The 17,781-nt window shown below is 41.8% G+C and carries 12 protein-coding genes; 8 read left to right on the forward strand and 4 right to left on the reverse strand.

The window, feature by feature from the left end; genetic code table 11:
- Positions 1-400 precede the first annotated feature (400 nt).
- The 4 genes from icmH to ACS8FB_RS03765 form a co-directional block, all read right to left on the reverse strand.
- Positions 401-1,213: a type IVB secretion system protein IcmH/DotU gene (icmH, locus tag ACS8FB_RS03750; protein WP_439261069.1), complete on the reverse strand. Its 813-nt coding sequence runs from the start codon at positions 1,211-1,213 to the stop codon at positions 401-403.
- 127 nt (positions 1,214-1,340) lie between these two features.
- Positions 1,341-2,687, reverse strand: a complete 1,347-nt coding sequence (tssK, locus tag ACS8FB_RS03755) for a type VI secretion system baseplate subunit TssK (protein ID WP_439261070.1) — start codon at positions 2,685-2,687, stop codon at positions 1,341-1,343.
- A gap of 9 nt (positions 2,688-2,696) precedes the next feature.
- The gene (locus ACS8FB_RS03760) at positions 2,697-3,389 is read right to left on the reverse strand and encodes a hypothetical protein (protein ID WP_439261071.1); all 693 of its coding nucleotides are present in this window, start codon (positions 3,387-3,389) and stop codon (positions 2,697-2,699) included.
- A gap of 31 nt (positions 3,390-3,420) precedes the next feature.
- Positions 3,421-4,470: a M15 family metallopeptidase gene (locus tag ACS8FB_RS03765; RefSeq protein ID WP_439261072.1), complete on the reverse strand. Its 1,050-nt coding sequence runs from the start codon at positions 4,468-4,470 to the stop codon at positions 3,421-3,423.
- Positions 4,471-4,817: 347 nt separating this feature from the next.
- Here ACS8FB_RS03765 and ACS8FB_RS03770 point away from each other — a divergent pair, with 347 nt between their 5' ends.
- The 8 genes from ACS8FB_RS03770 (at position 4,818) to ACS8FB_RS03805 (ending at position 17,673) form a co-directional block, all read left to right on the forward strand.
- The gene (locus tag ACS8FB_RS03770) at positions 4,818-6,419 is read left to right on the forward strand and encodes a hypothetical protein (protein ID WP_439261073.1); all 1,602 of its coding nucleotides are present in this window, start codon (positions 4,818-4,820) and stop codon (positions 6,417-6,419) included.
- A gap of 90 nt (positions 6,420-6,509) precedes the next feature.
- Positions 6,510-10,430 carry a type VI secretion system membrane subunit TssM gene (gene tssM, locus ACS8FB_RS03775; RefSeq protein ID WP_439261074.1) on the forward strand — a complete coding sequence of 1,307 codons (3,921 nt, stop codon included), beginning with the start codon at positions 6,510-6,512 and terminating at the stop codon, positions 10,428-10,430.
- Complete coding sequence (gene tagF, locus ACS8FB_RS03780; protein ID WP_439261075.1) at positions 10,427-11,407, forward strand: type VI secretion system-associated protein TagF; 981 nt, start codon at positions 10,427-10,429, stop codon at positions 11,405-11,407. The genes tssM and tagF overlap by 4 nt, the downstream gene beginning before the upstream one ends.
- Positions 11,408-11,480: 73 nt before the next feature.
- Positions 11,481-12,317, forward strand: a complete 837-nt coding sequence (locus ACS8FB_RS03785; protein WP_439261076.1) for an OmpA family protein — start codon at positions 11,481-11,483, stop codon at positions 12,315-12,317.
- 74 nt (positions 12,318-12,391) lie between these two features.
- Positions 12,392-15,310 carry a DUF2345 domain-containing protein gene (locus ACS8FB_RS03790; protein ID WP_439261078.1) on the forward strand — a complete coding sequence of 973 codons (2,919 nt, stop codon included), beginning with the start codon at positions 12,392-12,394 and terminating at the stop codon, positions 15,308-15,310.
- Positions 15,303-15,719, forward strand: a complete 417-nt coding sequence (locus tag ACS8FB_RS03795) for a hypothetical protein (RefSeq protein WP_192520870.1) — start codon at positions 15,303-15,305, stop codon at positions 15,717-15,719. Before ACS8FB_RS03790 ends, ACS8FB_RS03795 begins: the two co-directional genes overlap by 8 nt.
- 24 nt (positions 15,720-15,743) lie before the next feature.
- The gene (locus ACS8FB_RS03800) at positions 15,744-16,487 is read left to right on the forward strand and encodes a hypothetical protein (RefSeq protein WP_439261079.1); all 744 of its coding nucleotides are present in this window, start codon (positions 15,744-15,746) and stop codon (positions 16,485-16,487) included.
- A 160-nt stretch (positions 16,488-16,647) separates the two neighbouring features.
- Positions 16,648-17,673 carry a DUF2345 domain-containing protein gene (locus ACS8FB_RS03805; RefSeq protein WP_439261080.1) on the forward strand — a complete coding sequence of 342 codons (1,026 nt, stop codon included), beginning with the start codon at positions 16,648-16,650 and terminating at the stop codon, positions 17,671-17,673.
- Positions 17,674-17,781 lie beyond the last annotated feature (108 nt).

Raw genomic sequence — 17,781 nt, forward strand, 5'->3', positions numbered from 1 at the left:
TTCATTAATAGTACTATAAATAACTATAACAGATATGGCTTGGCGAAGTTAAAAACGTAACATTGACAAGCTATTAATAACGACCTATTAACGACAGAGCCAAGTGTTATTAATAGCTATACTATATAGTCGATTCGCTATAAAAACGATACAGCGAGACTGGTATAAATTTTTTGCAGCCTCTGTCAGCGTAGACACAGCAAGCAATAAAAATTTATACCAGTTACGCATCACGTCACAACGTGTCGATTTTATTTGGTATCGACTATATGTCAATTTTCAGGCAATAAATCCGTACAATAAAAAAAGTCATTCCATTGTATAAATGAAACGGCTTTTTTTGTTATGAGGCTGAATGAAGTATTAACTCTATGGGCTTGGTAACATATTTAAATACGATTTACGGTAAGAAAATTGAAATATGCGCTTGCTCTTTGTTTTCTTTAATCACATTGTCATACGCTGATAGCTGGTTGTCAGAAAAACTATTAGTAAATTGCCACATGGTTGCAAATATTATAGTCAATAATACCGCCATGACCGCGAGAATAATCCATAACGGTGTTTCGCTAGTGAGAGTATGCTTAATCTGATCCGGAATCGCCCAAAACGGTGAAAACTCGTTTTTATTGCCGCGAAGATGCTCAATTTCATCGCCTAAACGTGAGATTAGATAGCGAATCTTTTCCGGTGCTTCAAGACGGTACTTTCCCTGAAAACCAAGCAGCATTGCATAGTGATAGACTTCTAAAGCAGGTAAACGCTTCTCCCCTTGTTGACGTAAGCCATCTAAGCGTTCAAAGAATTCGTTGCCAGCGATTTGTGAGCCAAATAAATCCAGTTGCAAAGGGTTCATCTCCCACGCGTCTTTTAGCGTTTGAAATTCTGGCTCCTGCGAGGTCATGATGGTCTCATCAATCAGCGCACAGTAAGCGTACTTGGCTTCATGAATATCTTCTGATAAAAAGCCTTTTTTGCGCGCATTTATCTCAAATTTATCTAGGAAGTCGTATATCTTTTGACGAAACTTATGTGGTTCGGTACTAAAGTAGTGGTTGCGTAGTAAGAACACTAAATAAAAGCCGTCATACATGATATCAACCAGCGATTGGCTGCTGATGCGTTTATCAAGACCGATTGCTGAGACCTTTGATGCCACCTCACCTGAATCTAACAATGAGGGCGCAGAACCAATTGAATTATTCTCTGACATGATCGTTCCTAATGCTTAATTTTTGAAAATACTGGTTTTGGAGATATTAATTAACGACAGCTATCAATTAACGTGTATACACAAGTAGCGATTTATAACGCTGCTCGATAGTAGCTTCTAAAATCCACTACTGTACGATAGCCATTAGCTCTATTTTTAAATCATCAAAACCGTTTGGCACATAGATACAGATAGATTCAGACTTTATCATCTCATCATACAGCTCACCTACAGGCTCAATGGTAAAGTAACTAAATCCTGGCCGCACAGGTATCGCACTAGGTACTTGAGTCACATGCGAGACAGATGAACCGGGCAGCGCTGATAAGACACGCTTCTCTACCGAATCAGGGGTCGCGACCTTAAAGCGGCGTGGTACGATATCGATTAATTCATGCATCGGCAGTGAGGAGCTAATAGATAGATATAGCTGTGAGCTGCGTGTGATTTTGTCGCCGCTCAGCTCCCCTGTATAGTAAGACGATTTATTTTGACGCAATGGGATTGAGATGAAGTTACTCGCAATCACGGTGTTGAGTAACTCACGAATGATTGAGATGATGCTATTAAACGACTCATTAGCATTGTCATGATGATAAGACGGCAGATCGCCTACTTTGTATAATGAGCTAAAAGTGGCCAATTGACTGGCCACATTTAATAGTGTCTCGTAAAGGCGCTCTGGATGTATTTTAGCATTGTTATATAAGTGACTTAGCTGAGAGTATGCAGTATTGAGCGTATGTAATAGCCAAAAAGATGCAATGTCTGATGAGCGAAATTCTAGTAAATCATTATTAGACTGACGATGATGATCATATAATGAAGTCGATTTGGTATTGATCATGGTCATCAAACGATAAACTTGGCCAACGAGCGCAGGGTTACTCTTAATATGAACGCTAGGGACGATATAATCTTCGTCCACTTGGTAGATGCCTTGGGTTGTGCGCACCAGTTTGATAACTAACAACGATAGGGTATCTTGACTGGGCGCTTGCGCAGAATGACTCAGTTGCAGGCTCGGTGACAATTTAATAACATCAATGACCGCTTCAGCTGCTTGACTATATAAATCTTTTGCTTCAATAGCTCCCCTCACATAGCGCGCTGGATTATCACTATGCTCTGTCTGTATATTATTGCTGTCATTATGGACAATCTCTAAACTTAAAAATACAAAGACCTCATCACCATGATCTTGACTATCTAGCGTAATACCTTTTGGTAATGCATCTATACGAGGTGCCTGATATATTGTGCCATCTGGCAATACAGCGTAAATACTTTGAAAGCTTAACAAGTTACTCTCTAAAAGCTGTTTATCTATCTGAACATCGGATACTCCGTAAGCATACGGCTGCATCAGCATCATACTCAGGGCGCGCTGTGAGTTATGATACGTGTCTTGAATCTGAAAATGCTGAGGTCTTAAAAACAGCCCCTCACCCCATAGTACTCTATGTTTACTCAAGACAATCTCCTACAAACAGCTGACTAATGGCTGCTGATAATATTTAAGTTTGGTCGTAAATGCAGGCGCAAGCTTTGGGCTGATACCCTCTACGATATTGACGTCACATGCGCCTATATGAAGCACCAGTGGCTTATCAAAATTGAGACTATTAAGCGGAATAAGGAGCTGTGAGCGTTTTTTGGTGTATCTAAGTCCCACTTTAACCGCCATAAAGTGTGCATCTTGAGGAATATTTAAAGTCAGACTGGTCTCACGATTGGGGATGACACTGACTTCTTTCGCAGCCAGTTTTTCAACTTCGGTGAACTGACTTTCTTCTGCTAAAAATGCAATATAAGCGATACTCGCAGTACCTTGTTTGGCACGTCCTGCATTGGCATTGGCCATAGGTTTGATATTTAGCGTAACCTGTTGCCGATTTAGCTGCTCTTGCAAAGCCTGCTGCTCGATATTCATGTTTTCGATCTGCTGTTGCTGCTTTTCTAACTGAGCTTTTAAGTTTTGCAGATCGTCATTGTCACTGTTTTTGCCATTACTGATGATGCTTTTTATATTATCAGCAATAGTAGATTCGCCCGCCAGCGTAGAGACTTTGCTATTTGGTTTGCTTAATTTATCAGCGCTACATCCTGCTAGCGTGCCGCTCAACAGACAACCAGCTGTCATCAATCCTATGGATAATATCTTACATATGTTCATATTTTCAATTTACCTTGAAATACTATAGTTATTATTGACTGGTCAAAATCTCTGCCATTTTTGGGCGACCAAGCACCCCTTTTTTGCGCAGCTCAACATGCCCAAGATCCATCATTCGCCAGTCTCCTCCCCACACAAGTCCAGCTGATTTGGCCACTTTACCATATAATCTATAGCCTCGCATCGCCCAAGGATCCTTTTCAGTAATGACAATCTTACCGTTTTTAATAAACGCGCTATCCCCTGCAAGACCAAACTGATGATAACTTTTATAAGAGCCCGCTTTGGTTACGTGTGTGCCTTTTTTAAGCAATCTTGCTTGCCTTGCAGGACTACGATAGCCTTCTAAAAGCACCATATCATAGCCATACTGATCGCTCATTACCTTATAAACAGTTAACAGCCGTTGAACAAATTCTGAGTTCATCTTTTTCCAATTGCGGTCAGCATTTTTGATATTGATATGACCATTGTGCAGGTGCGAAGCCAAGATGTCTCCTGGATAGCCAGTCGTACTATCTTGAGCATTTAGAGTGGACAAATCTGGCTCAGGTAATATGAGCGGCCTTCCGACTTGAGAAAAATCCGTTTTTTCATCGAGCCAATAACCTTTCTCAGTCTGTGCGGCTTGATAGCTTGCAATTTCAGCTTCAAGTTCAGCAAATAGCTCTTCTGGTGGCGATGGCGGTGGTCGCAGACGCTCACCTACAAGTAGCTGGTTAATCTGTGAATTAGCTGTGCTGTGCGTAGCATCTTTGGCATGGTAAACCTCAAGAGAGTTATGCGTGATAAGGGCATAACATAGGCCAATAGTCGCCGCAATAATTAACAGTGACAGTGTAGATATGATTGGGATGCGCTTTATATTGATAGGTAATATAAAACGATGAGTACCCTTTATAGTAGAGCGGGAAAACGTTACTGGTAGCTGCTTTGATAAGAAACTTGTTTTTAAACCAGATAACTGCTGGACATTGTTTTTTACCTTATCAAATATCTGCGTACACAGTTGTGGATCAAAAAGTACCACCACCACGACAACTGATATCAGTGTAAAGACAGAAACAATTAAGTAAACCATAAAAATACAAACAGTCGTTGGTAATCATTATTTTATAGATAGTATATAGACAAATGAAGCGCTTTAAAATAAGCTAACTTAATTTCACTATTACTTTTTATGTTTACATTGTCTTTACTCCTCTTACCGTATTTTTAAAAGGAAAATCACTCAATTTAGAGAATCATCCTGTATAAACTGTTGGTCTAAAAAATCCTATAAGCTAAAAATTACTTATTTTTAGTCGAACAATAAAAGGGAATATTATATTATTGACTGAGTTTATATTACAAAGCAGTAGTAAAAATTTTGATTAATTCATAAAACTTAAGAAAAAAAGTCGGTAAATAGGGGTAAAAAGAGTGGTAGTGAATAAACTAATATCTTATGCCCGCTATTTCTTAGTGTTGCTCCTGATCATTTATGTCATATTGGCTTGGATGTACTTCAAAGACCATGCCGTACAGCTTACTTTATTTGGTTTATTGCTTTGGTTTGTCATTGTCCCGATATTATTGCTTGCCTTGATGCTAGCGCTTCGATGGAGACAAAAAAAAGTAGCAAGCAGTGCTGCCGATGTATCAGATATCAGTAGTGAGAAAAAAAGCCCCAAACCGCCGGATTCTTATAATTTGTTTATATACAGCAGCATTTGTCTGCCTGAAGGAGATAACTGGTCTGATGTAGTTGACAACGATGAGGATCTTACTTTACTAAATGAGAAGCTGACAGACTTTGATGGATTGCCAATACTGACAAAACCGATTGCAACGCTTGCCGATGTCGCACCTTTACCATACGAGTATATGGAGGCTACAAACCTAGCGGATTCAGATTTAAACGGCTTAACTGAGCGTTTATGTTCATTGATTTATGAACAGCTCTCTTTAAGTGATAAGACGTTATCTAGCATTGCTCAACATTTTTACGAACACTCCAATCAAGACGTTTCTGAGCCCAATTCAGCCATCGATATTCATCCTGATTGGCAGCAGCATTACCTCGTTAGTGCAGACAAAACAAACAATGCAGAACCCACCGTCACTCCTACTGATAGCTCACTCTCTAAACTTTCCATTTATCTGTGCGTGCCTGAAGGTGCAGACACAGATCTACTCATCGCAGCCACAAAAGAGCAGCTATCGACCTATGGGCTTTTAGAATCCTTAATTACTATTAACCCGATTGTCACTAATGATATTGATCTAGAACGTAATATCACTTACGACTCTATGCAATTTATCAATGAACATGTGATGCCATTGGCCCAATCAGCGTCTCCTGAGCTTTGCTTATTGATCATTGCAGACACACAGATCAATGATGAGTGGCTAGAATTACAGCTGTACTCAAATAATAGCTCTACCATCATTCCTACCGAAGCTGGAGTACTGCTTATCTTTGGCAATCAAGCAGCCCAAGACGTACTTGATATCGACACTTATGCCAACGTTTTATTAACTAAAATATGTGCTCCTGATGTTAAAGACATGAGTACACAAAATGCAGATATAAACGACCATAGCCAATCAGAAGTATGCCTTGATAGCAGACGTAGCTATAGTCATCGGTTAATGAGGATCAAAGACTTACTGCTAGACAACTCTTTTTCACTGTCATCAACCACTATCAAGACGCACACTCAAACAGAATTAGACGATACCATAAATAAAACTAATGTTCTTCCTCAAAATATTAGTGTTACATCTATAACTGACATTAATCCGGAGAAACAACCGTATGATATGTCAGTATATATGAGCTTTATTGATGCACTGACAGCACAAGATATACTAGTAAATGAGCTTTATTTAGGGCATTATATGCCATCTAACCTTTGGTTGAAACCATTTATCGGTTTATCATTATTCGTCAATTTAATTAATACCAACCAACAAGAGTCAGATTATATATTTTTAGAAACCCAACATAAGCGATGTTCTATGCTTTGGTTAGCAGATTTTTCCTAGGCGTTTTAAGCGTAGCTCTTATGAAAAAATTGACGCTTCATTGTTGTAAATACTTATTTTATTGTCTTAAGATCACACTAGGTAGCACGCATGTTTTCAAGGTTTTTTCATCTTATCTATAACCCAAGAGTGTTGTTGGTCTTGGGTATCATAGTCGCTCTAGTCTTGCTGTATGATTATGTGACCATCAAAACCTTTACCATCATTATTGGTATATTGTTGACATGCACAGTGCTAGGGGTATTTAGCTACTACTTATGGAAAAGGCGTAAAAAAGCTTCAGACGAACTTGCGAACTTGGTAGAAGATAGTGGTAATGAGAGTCACGACGAAAATAGCGCTCACAAGGCCAAAGATGAAAATGCACAAGAAGTGCAAGCGCTACGTCAACAAATGCAAGACGCTATCAAGACTATCCGGAAGTCAAAGATTGGTGATCAAACCGGTAAGGCGGCATTATATGAGCTGCCATGGTATATGGTTATTGGTAATCCAGCAGCAGGTAAAAGCTCAGCTGTACTGCATTCTGGATTGAAGTTTCCATTTATGGAAAAAACCAATAAGCTATCGGTAAAAGGCGTTGGCGGTACGCGTAACTGTGACTGGTTCTTTTCAACCGAAGGTATTTTGCTTGATACCGCAGGCCGTTACTCTGTCTACGAAGAAGATCGCTTGGAGTGGCTATCCTTTTTAAATCTGCTCAAAAAGAATCGACCTAAAGCGCCAATTAACGGCATTATTATCGCTGTCAGTATCGCCGAACTTACCAAAAATGATCCAAGCTATGCCTTAGACTTAGCCAAAAACTTACGCAGCCGTGTCCAAGACTTGACCGAACAGTTGGAAGTCTACGCCCCTGTCTACGTAGTCTTTACCAAGATGGACTTGGTCTCAGGCTTTCGTGACTTTTTTAATGATTATGAACAAGAAGAGCGTAGTCAAGTATGGGGCGCGACCATCCCTTACCCTGAAGATCCCGAAAACATCAACATCACTGACGTATTCGAAGAGCATTTTGGCGTATTGGTCAACGGTTTAAAAGACTTGAGTACGACAAAATTGTCTTTGCGTCATCAGCGTACTGTCTCGCCAAGTCTGATGACTTTTCCTATGGAATTTCAGTCGCTACGTCCGATGATAAGGACGCTCATGCATGCTTTGTTTGAGGACAACCCTTTTCAATTTAAGCCCATATTGCGCGGATTTTACTTTACTAGCGCCTTACAAGATGGGCAGGTTAGCAGTCAGATGACTTTGCAAATGGTGCAAAATTACGACTTGCATCCACCAGCTGTACCCCTCAATACCCAACAAGAAGCTGCTGATAAACCTTATTTCTTACAAGATTTATTTTCTAAAGTCATCCTAAAAGACAAGCATTTGGTCAAACAACACAAAAACCGTAATAAACGCAGTCATCGTGCTATTGCTACATTAGGCGCTGTAGTTGCATTGTGCGCGGCTGTCAGCCTATGGACATGGTCATATGCTAATAATAAGCAATTAACTGAACGCGTAGTAGCCGACTTACAACAAGTTGCCGAGCTACAAAAAAACGCTAATGGTGATCTGCAGTCTCAGCTTGAGTCACTTAGTATTTTACAAAGCCGAATAGAGCAGCTTGAGAACTATGAAGAAGATAAACCACTGTCTTTGAGTCTTGGTCTCTATCAAGGCGGCAAGCTCAAACAAAAACTACTAGCAGAATACTATAACGGCATCCGCATCATCGTCTTAGCCCCTACCAAACAAAATATAGAAAAGTTCCTGACAGAGGTAAATACTAACGCGGCGCAACTGACAGTACGCACAGAGGAATCTGCAACTGAAAATACAACTGAGACTACGACTAATGACGCTTATATTCAGTCCGATCCGACCGATGTTGAAGATGCTTATAATGCGTTAAAAGCTTATCTTATGCTAGGTAATCACGACAATTTAGAAACCAGTCATTTAAGTGACCAAATGACAAGGTTTTGGCGTAACTGGCTCGATGCCAATCGAGCTGACATGCCACGCGACAAAATGATTCGCCAAGCTGAGCGCATCTTAAGCTTTACCCTGGCACATGTCGACGACTCCGCTTTCCCGCTCATCCAAAATGACTTAGGACTGATAGATAAAGCGCGTAGCAACCTATCTAAAGTCAGCAAAGGCCAGCCTGCACGTGAGCGCGTCTACTCTGAAATCAAAATGCGCTCATCTGCTCGCTTCCCTTCTGTTACGGTTGCACAGATCACTCAAAATGATGCCAATGAAGCACTACTTGGTAGCTATGTGATCTCAGGTACCTTTACCAAGCAAGCGTGGGAGTCTTTCGTTAGTGATGAGATTGATAAAGCTGCCACTACTAGAATAGTAGCAGATGATTGGGTGCTGGCAACCAGTAGCCAAGATGATCTCACGTTGACTGGTAGCCCTGAACAAATACGACAATATTTAGTCAATCGTTATAAGCAAGAATATATCTCTGAATGGAAACGATTTATATCGCAAGTTTACGTTCGTGATAGCGAGGGATTCGATGACCATGCTGTCTTGTTAAATCAATTGTCTAACGCAAAAGAATCACCGTTAAAAACTCTATTTGAGACGGTTGATCGTCAAACTCAATGGGACAACCAAGCTGCTAACCTAGGCTCTGCTAATGGTGGTCAGTCTCGACGCTCATTTGTAAATTGGTTTAAGCAGACCATACTGCGCCAAAGTCCAGCTGAACTGCGTATGGCAGAAGCGTCAATGAACAACGGTAGTAGCTCTAGTGACACAAATTCTGCTCCGCAAGCCAATTCAGGTGTGATCGCACAAGAATTCTCCTCTATTCATGCTTTAGTCACGCCAAGAGAGGATAATCAAGATCTGTCGCTGTTAGACAATTACCTAGTAAGCTTAGGAAATATTAGAACACGCTTTAATAATATAGCGCGTAGTGACGATATCGGTCCTGATGCCCTATTGTTTGCTTCACAGACCCTAAGTCCTGACGGCTCAGAACTAACCAAGTCTCTACAGATCTTAGATGAACAAATACTAAGTCAAGCCAATTCGGAGATAAAACAGCTTGTTCGCCCATTGTTAAGTGAGCCGCTGACTCGCTCATTCAATATGCTGCTTACACCTACTAAGGCTGAGATTAATAAAGTCTGGCAAGCGCAAGTACGCAAACCGTTCCTCGATAATTTAGAGAAAAAATATCCATTTACTGCCAATGCTAATTTAGAGGCGACACCAGCAGAGATTGGTCAATTCTTTGGGGAAGATGGCTATGTGTCGAGATTCGTTAACGAGACTTTATCGCCCTTTATCATTCGTCGCGGTGATCAAATTTCGAGTAAGATTTGGAATGGTGCAGGTTTAGGTCTGAACCCACAGTTCGTCGCTGACTTCGGTCGTTACTTTGTCAACTATACTGGTAGCAATAGCTCAGGCCCGTCTGGACCTAGTGCTGCTTCCAATCAAACAACGTTCCAGATTATGCCATTACCAGTGAGCGGCTTGACAGAGTATACAATCGTAGTCGACGGTCAGCAGCTGCGTTATCGTATGGGCACACAAGCATGGACGACTTTTGTATGGCCAAACCCTAGTAGCCAGCCTGGCGCTAGTATTAGAGCCAAGGACTATGATGGCAGAGACTTTACTGTCTTTGAAGAAGCCGGAAGCTTCGGGGTAGAACGCCTCATCAATAGCGCACGCCGGACCGAGCTTGGCGATGACATCTTTGAGATGGCATGGTCAGGTGATGGCACAACTATCTCTGTCCGCTTTAGAGTTATCAGTGGTAATACTGCCAGTCAAGGTCGCTCCAACAATCCATTTACTGGCATGAAACTACCTGCTGATGTAATCGCCCTTGGCGTTACGCGTAGTGCAAAGCCAATTGCTAATTCTAACGCTGACAATAACAGCTCTTCAGCTAATAATTTAGCAGATCAAAGCAATGAACAAGGTAGTGCAACTACGAATAACACTTCTGCACCATCTGAGCAGCAGGAGCAAACGCGATGATGCCCGAATCACTACCTTTAGTTTATTTTGGCAAGCTGCCTGCTCGCGGAGACTTCGTGCGTGCGCGCGCTCATATCAATGAAACCAACATTATTGATCAGTGGGTAAGTCAAGCTCTGACTACTTCAGGCTCCATATTGAACGAGTCATCAGAAGGTGATGTACCCTCCAAAGAGCCTCCCTTTTTAAATTTCAGTCACGTCGATACTGCTGTAAATCAAATCATTACTGGAGTGCTCATACCCAGTCATGATAGTAGTCATAGAAAGTATCCTCTTATCGGCTTTGGCGTTATCCATTTGGATAAGCCCAAAAGCTGGACGAACTACCTTCCTATCAAATCGCTTACTATTTGGGATGATATTTATGCAACGTTGAGTGCGGCAAAGACTCAGAGCGATAATACACAAGTGACTGACAATTTAAACGACTGTCTATTGACTATCGATAACAATGCCAGCACACACTACTATGATTTTATTAATACCATGACTCTACAAGACATTTCGGTATTAATGGATATCAGTAAACAGCAACTGGTACAGCAGATTATCGCGACAGGCTTGTTGTTTTTGCCTACTTTCGCTAAAGGCTTCAACGGTCTCAACAAATCCATATGCTGGACACTAACTTCTGATAAAGCCAGCGCTATACATATGGCGACTTTTTGGCATGACTTGATAAGTGGGTTTTACCAGCCACATCAAATCTGTCTCAACACTTATCTATATCGCACCTCTAATCATTATCGTTTGTTACTGAACTTCACTAAACCTGACGGACGCGTACTTAGCCAACTAACAAGTAGCGGAGATACAAAACCTGATGACTGGGTCTGGATCGCTAATAGTGACTGGACACAAGGTTATATCGATGAAGATATCGGTCTGACCCGCTTTAATAAAGTGTTGTTGCAAGACAATCTTTACCTGTATGATACCAGACAACTGTTCAAAAAAACCTTCTTAGCACAATAGCTTTTTGAGACTATGTTTAAGATTAATTTGTTTAATAACTGTTTAATAACATCTAGATTAAAAAGGTACTTTAATGAAAGTCCTCTCCATAACGACAATACCTAAGCTAACAGGTCGCAAAAAAAGTCTCCTATTGGCTGCTGCTATGACGCTTCCTATGAGTGCCGTTGTCTTTGCAGAACACAACGATGCCCATATTACAAATGGCTCTCAAGATGTGCCGGTCGTCATTAAAGGTGTCGTCGCTACTAGCTCGGATAAGCAGCAGCTCCTTGAAAAGCTCAAAGCACAATACCCTAATAAACCAGTCAGAGATGAAATTGAAGTTCGCTCCAATATCAGCATACCGACCAATTGGCAACAGATAGCAACAGCCATTATCGATAGCGATATCTCCAATATTCGTCAAGGCCGAATCGATATTCATGGCACTACTATTAGCTTACATGGCAAAGTCAGCAGTCTTGAGCAAAGGCAAGCGATCCAAAATCGCATCCATACACGTTTGACCGATCTCTATCAATTAGAAAATCAGCTAGTCGTAATAGAAGGCGAACAACGTTTAATAGATGACACTCTCGGCAACCGTATCGTCGAGTTTGAATCAGGCAGCGCCAACCTCACCCCATTAGGTCTTGGAATCTTAGACGACATGGCAGGCGTCATTCAAAGTCTAGGTGATAAGCCAGTTACGATCACTGGTCATACTGATGATGTGGGTAACCCTACTGCCAACCTAGCCCTATCCAATGAGCGAGCCGAAGCGGTCAAGCAATATCTAATCGGTCGTAATATAGATGCTGCTCGTCTAAGTACCACCGGAAAAGGCGACGCTGATCCTATCGCCAGCAATGAGACTGAAGAGGGGCGTACTCGTAATCGCCGTATCGAATTTCTCCTTGGTCAATAATACCGCTATATACGACGATAGCAAATAAGTACTCAAGCTGATAATGCTTTCGCTTAACAATAGGGACAACCACCATGCTACGCTTGACCAATACCGTGCTCCCCATGCATCCTGATAGACTCTATGCTAGCGTGTGCAGCACTCAAGCACCCTATGCCAGTAGCCATCAAGATATCAGTGCGCATCAAGCGTGGCTACATAAGCTGATTCATGGATCCTGTGAAGACGATATCATCGCCCAGCTCAACCCAAGTAGTCCGGGCAGACCTTCATCGTCAGAGCAGCACGGTATCGACACCTACGTGCTGCATGTCTATATCCATGAGCTCAATCACCCCTCTTTTATGCCACTGACCCATTTGATTGGTAGCCCCTTAACCCTCAGCTTTGATACCCCAAGTGGGCTTACCTATCGTCATCTATATATCACTGCAACACGACAATTAGATCATGATGGTAGCTATGGCTACTATCGACTCATCGCTCAGCCCATCACCTATCGCTTACATCAACATACCCGCAGCCAGATAGATACTGACTTGTCGGTACAAGCCATGGTATCAGAACGCGTCGCCATGCAAGAAATAGACGTAATCGATGACAGTGGCACTGAGGGCAGTAGTGAAGAAAACGCCAGTTGGACCCCAGCGCGTATGACTCAGTGGCAAAACAGTGACTGGAGTCATATCTGTGAGCGCCTTTCAAGACAAGGACTCACCGCTTACCTGCGTCATGCTCAAACTGAGGAGCATGCCCCGCCCACCCTTATCATCACCTCAGCCTATCCCAGCAATGAGGACGGTATCAGTCAAAACATCGGTCCGGTGCGCTACCAACAAGTTCTGCATGACCGTGTCGACGCGCCTATCCTAGCCCTCAGTGAGCAGATCAGTAGCCAACCAAACACGATTACAATGCAGCGCTTTAATAGCGCTAGCGTGGCGCACCCAACTCAGTCAGCGGATGTTGCTGTTGGTCAAAGTGATAACGAAGAGAGTCATCAAGGAGGACAAAACGCCCTAACCTTAGACACTCCAGCCGCCTTTGCTCCTGTGACAAATACTGAGTCTATCGATGACGCTACTATCATGGCAAACAGTCACCACAGTCGCTACAGCGTTTACCATGCGCTTGCTCATTGTACTGATTTAAACATTGCGGACACCTTTACCCTAGTGGGTCATAGCCATCTTAATCAGCATTACCGTGCCACTCATATCGTGCATTTAGCACGCAATAGCCTCGCTCATGTAACAGGGTTGACCAATAGCCGTCGTCATCACGAGCGTCATGCCTCCAGTCTAGAAGCAGGTATTCATTTAACCCAGCTCAGGCTAATCACCACCGACACCCCTTGGGTCGGTCCTTTGTATAGCAGACAAGTACTCCCTCCGATGACAGGGATCGCAGATAGCCAGTCTGATACGGACAGTCGCAATCATATGACGCCGACACGCAACTATTTATTAGATAGCCCTGCTCAATCTATCAATCGATTAGAAGCCCAAGCAGGAAGCAATTATGGCAGCCACTTCAACCACAGAGAAGATGATCAAACCCTAATCCAGTCCATCGGTGATAGCGAGCATCTGATTAATACCGGTAGCTTACTGTCTAATAGTCGTCCCAGCCTGTTCGCCACAAATGATGAACAAGCAATCGAGAGCGGCTATCGCAACACGGATAATGGTTTATCCGAATGGATCAGCGATCATAGAGGTGAGCAAGCCTACTCACAACTCAACGTCGATGCAGGAGAAATTTCTGCCAGTCTTAAGATGGGTATTATCGATTCACAAAGTGATGGCACGATAAAGAAACAAGGCATTAGCGCCAAAACCAACGCGCAAATCAGTATTAAATCAGGAGAAGCTTTAGTCTTATCCACTCAGCCGCAAACCCACGCACAAGTGCAAGAACACAATTACCAACATCATACTCCAAGCCTTACTCAAACGGCACTTGGTGGTCAGCACTTAGCGGAGCGACTCAAGCAGTTGGCAACCGGACTTGGACGACAAGTTAACGACCATAAAGCTGTTAAAACGCAATTAGAGAGTATCGCCAAAGAGCAACAAACCCAAACCCATCAAACCACGCCACTTACCTTAATAGATAGCAGTGCCGACATCAGCTATGTGAGTAGCGACACGCTCGTTCATAGAACAATGGGTGAGATAATTACTACCACTCAGCAAGACATGAGGATCAGTAGTGGCGAGTCTCACCAGCAGATTAGCAATGAAGCACTGAATGTTATAGCCGATGGTCAAGTGAGCTTCACCAATGCCAAAGAGACGATTACCCTCTCCGCCCATACGGGCAAACTTGAAGCCACAGCTAAACAGGACGTGAACATTGCCTCCTCCACCAAAGAAGTTGAGGTGGTGGCAACTAATAAAGTGACGATAACAGCTGGGGGTGCGAGTATCACCCTTGATGGTGCTGATATTACTATCGCGGCCAAAGAGTTTGCGGAGAAAGGCGGTAAGCATAGTCGGGCTGGGGGTGGAATGGATGGTTTGGGGCTTGGGGTGTTGCCGAGTTTGATACCTTATGCAAAAACGCTAATGGATGGGGTTTATAATTTAGCGTATCAGTTTGTTTTCGAAAACGATATACCTTACGCTAGTGTAGCCTATACAGCTAAAAATATTGTAACTGGTGAAACGTTTAATGGGGTCACTGACGAACATGGATGGACTGAACAATTTTATACAAATTCTGAAAATGAAATTGAAGTCCATTTAGATCTACCTTGGCAAAAAACAACAGCAGATAAGTCTTATAATTTAACTTATCAATTTGTGTTTGCTAATAACATACCCTATGCAAATGTTAAATATATAGGTAAAAACAAAAGAACTGGTCAAGTCTATCATGGTACTACTAATGAAGATGGTTTAACTGAAGAGTTTTACTCAGAAAGCGAAGATGAAATTGAAGTAAGTTTACACTTACCATGGCAAAAAATGAGGGGTTTTTATGAGTGATCCAGTTATTCACGCTAGAAGATATACCAGCAACAAAACTAAAGCTAAGCTCCAGAATAAAGTGGTACAAAAAGTTTCTTATATTTCTGAAGATCAAATTAGCAATATTGAAGACAGGACTACAGATATAATAGTAACTGCGTTACTTAAAGAGTATTCGAATGCTCCTAGTGGTCTTTTAGGTGCTCTACAAGCAATGTTAGTAGGTGGAGAAGCAAGTATTAATCAAATAAGGAACATTTTTCTAAAAGATTATAACTGGTATAAGGCTACTGGCGAAAGGTTAAAATACCAAGAACTGAGCTCTATGCCAGGTGTAAGAAGATGCTTAGATTATATGAACTGGGACAATTATGATACTTTTGAAGAAGCTTGGAAAGACGTAGGAAATCAATGTTATAGCCAGTAATTAAGATATAAGGACAGCCCACCCATGAAAATTAAGTATTTATTAATACCTATTGTTATTGCTTTTCTATCATCTTGTAGTTATAACTCAGACATAACTGAACCTAAAAAAGTATCAATAATAGAATATATTGATAAAAGTGATTTAGAAAGATATGGGTTTACAACTAAAGATATTAAGGACTTTGATAGCAAAATTAAAAATAGCGATATATTCTCAGATAATTATACAAAATATGAGACTAAAGGATTTACCATACTATCTAATGATGAGAATCCTGAACATATCTTTATATTAAAGAACAATAAATTCATAGCTTCTTTTGATGATAAAGCTAGAACCTTGTACTCTAAAGAGGCTAATATTCCTACCCGACTAGATGCACTAGTGACTTATATTCCTACAACTCCTTCACTAAGTTACAACAATGGAAAATCTAGCTATTACGATCTAAATTTGGACGGTGTAGATATTATTTATGAGGTTATGCCTAGTAACGATAAGAGACTTGATTATTTTTCTGCGGAAATTCTTGGTACACCAAACCTAAATATAATCGATGCAAAAATATCAGGAAAAGAATGTAAAGCTTTGGTTGGATATTATGCTTGTTGTTTTTCAGACGAAGGTAATTACGAAGCGTATAAGTTTGACTATAAAGCTGGTTGGTCTAGTATTCCCTCCAATAAAATATTGAATGAAGCTTGTAATAGTGAGAACTTTGAAGCTGCCAAGAATGAGCTTAAAAGCAAGCTCTTCAGCAACTAATTATTAAATCCACTGAATAACCCATCCTAGTCTATTTGCCACAACTGATGAGCAAGCCATTGAGAGCGGCTATCGCAACACGGATAACGGTTTATCCGAATGGATCAGCGATCATAGAAGTGAGCAAGCCTACTCACAATTGCAAGTTAAAGACGGACAAGTGAGTGCTCATATCAAGATGGGCGTGATTAACTCAGCAAAGCGCAGCAAACGCCAAGGTATCAATGCGACAACCAACGCGCAAATAAACATTAAATCAAACGAAGCGATGGTGCTGTCAACCCAGCCACAAACCCATGCGCAGGCAGGACAGCACAATTACCAACATCATACCCCTACTTTGACCCAAACGGCTCTTGGCGGTCAGCACTTGGCGGAGCGCCTTACGCAGTTAGCAACAGGCTTAGGCCGTCAGGTTAACAATCACAAAGCGATTAAAACCCAGCTTGAGACGATCGCTAAAGAACAACAAACTAAGACCCACCAACAGACGCCATTCACCCTGATCGATAGCGCAGCAGATAGCAGCTATGTGAGTAGCGATACCCTTATCCAACGCTCTATGGGAGAGATGATCAGCACTACGCAAGCAGATATGATGATCAGTAGTGGTGAGACACATAACCAAATCAGTAGTGAGTCATTGAATATCATAGCCGATGGTCAATTTGTTATGACCAACGCGAAAGACAATATCACCCTCTCCGCCCATACTGGCAAACTTGAAGCAACGGCCAAGCAAGATGTGAACATCGCCTCTTCAACCAAAGAGGTTGAAGTGGTGACGACGAATAAGATTACGATCATGGCGGGAGGTGCGAGTATCACCCTTGATGGTGCTGATATTACGATTGCGGCAAAAGAGGTGGTCGAGAAAGGCGGTAAGCATGGTAAGGCTGGGGGTGGAATGGATGGTTTGAGGCTTGGGGTGTTGCCGAGTTTGATACCTTATGCAAAAACGCTAATGGATGGGGTTTATAATTTAGCGTATCAGTTTGTTGATGATGACGAAGTACCTTATGCTAATACGCCTTATACGGCAGTGAACAAGACAACTGGTGAAAATTTTAAGGGCACTACCGATGAAAATGGTTGGTCTGCTCGCTTCCATTCTGATAATGAGGATGAGATTGACGTTCGTCTTGATCTTAAATGGCAGACTGAGGGTAAGAAAGATAACTTTTAAGTAGAACTGTAAATCTTCGTTTATCTATGACAACAATCTAAATATTAAGCAACGATGTCCCTGGATTATATACAAACATATTCTGGCACACCTACTGGTTATTATCTT

The sequence above is a fragment of the Psychrobacter sp. 1U1 genome, from assembly GCF_051847535.1.
In the GTDB taxonomy this organism is placed as follows: domain Bacteria; phylum Pseudomonadota; class Gammaproteobacteria; order Pseudomonadales; family Moraxellaceae; genus Psychrobacter; species Psychrobacter saeujeotis.

What these genes read in the sequence shown, in the direction of transcription:
- icmH (WP_439261069.1), bottom strand. Translation starts at nt 1,213, where the DNA reads ATGTCAGAGAATAATTCAATTGGTTCTGCGCCCTCATTGTTAGATTCA.
- ACS8FB_RS03760 (WP_439261071.1), bottom strand. Translation starts at nt 3,389, where the DNA reads ATGAACATATGTAAGATATTATCCATAGGATTGATGACAGCTGGTTGT.
- ACS8FB_RS03765 (WP_439261072.1), bottom strand. Translation starts at nt 4,470, where the DNA reads ATGGTTTACTTAATTGTTTCTGTCTTTACACTGATATCAGTTGTCGTG.
- tssM (WP_439261074.1), top strand. Translation starts at nt 6,510, where the DNA reads ATGTTTTCAAGGTTTTTTCATCTTATCTATAACCCAAGAGTGTTGTTG.
- tagF (WP_439261075.1), top strand. Translation starts at nt 10,427, where the DNA reads ATGATGCCCGAATCACTACCTTTAGTTTATTTTGGCAAGCTGCCTGCT.
- ACS8FB_RS03785 (WP_439261076.1), top strand. Translation starts at nt 11,481, where the DNA reads ATGAAAGTCCTCTCCATAACGACAATACCTAAGCTAACAGGTCGCAAA.
- ACS8FB_RS03790 (WP_439261078.1), top strand. Translation starts at nt 12,392, where the DNA reads ATGCTACGCTTGACCAATACCGTGCTCCCCATGCATCCTGATAGACTC.
- ACS8FB_RS03795 (WP_192520870.1), top strand. Translation starts at nt 15,303, where the DNA reads ATGAGTGATCCAGTTATTCACGCTAGAAGATATACCAGCAACAAAACT.
- ACS8FB_RS03800 (WP_439261079.1), top strand. Translation starts at nt 15,744, where the DNA reads ATGAAAATTAAGTATTTATTAATACCTATTGTTATTGCTTTTCTATCA.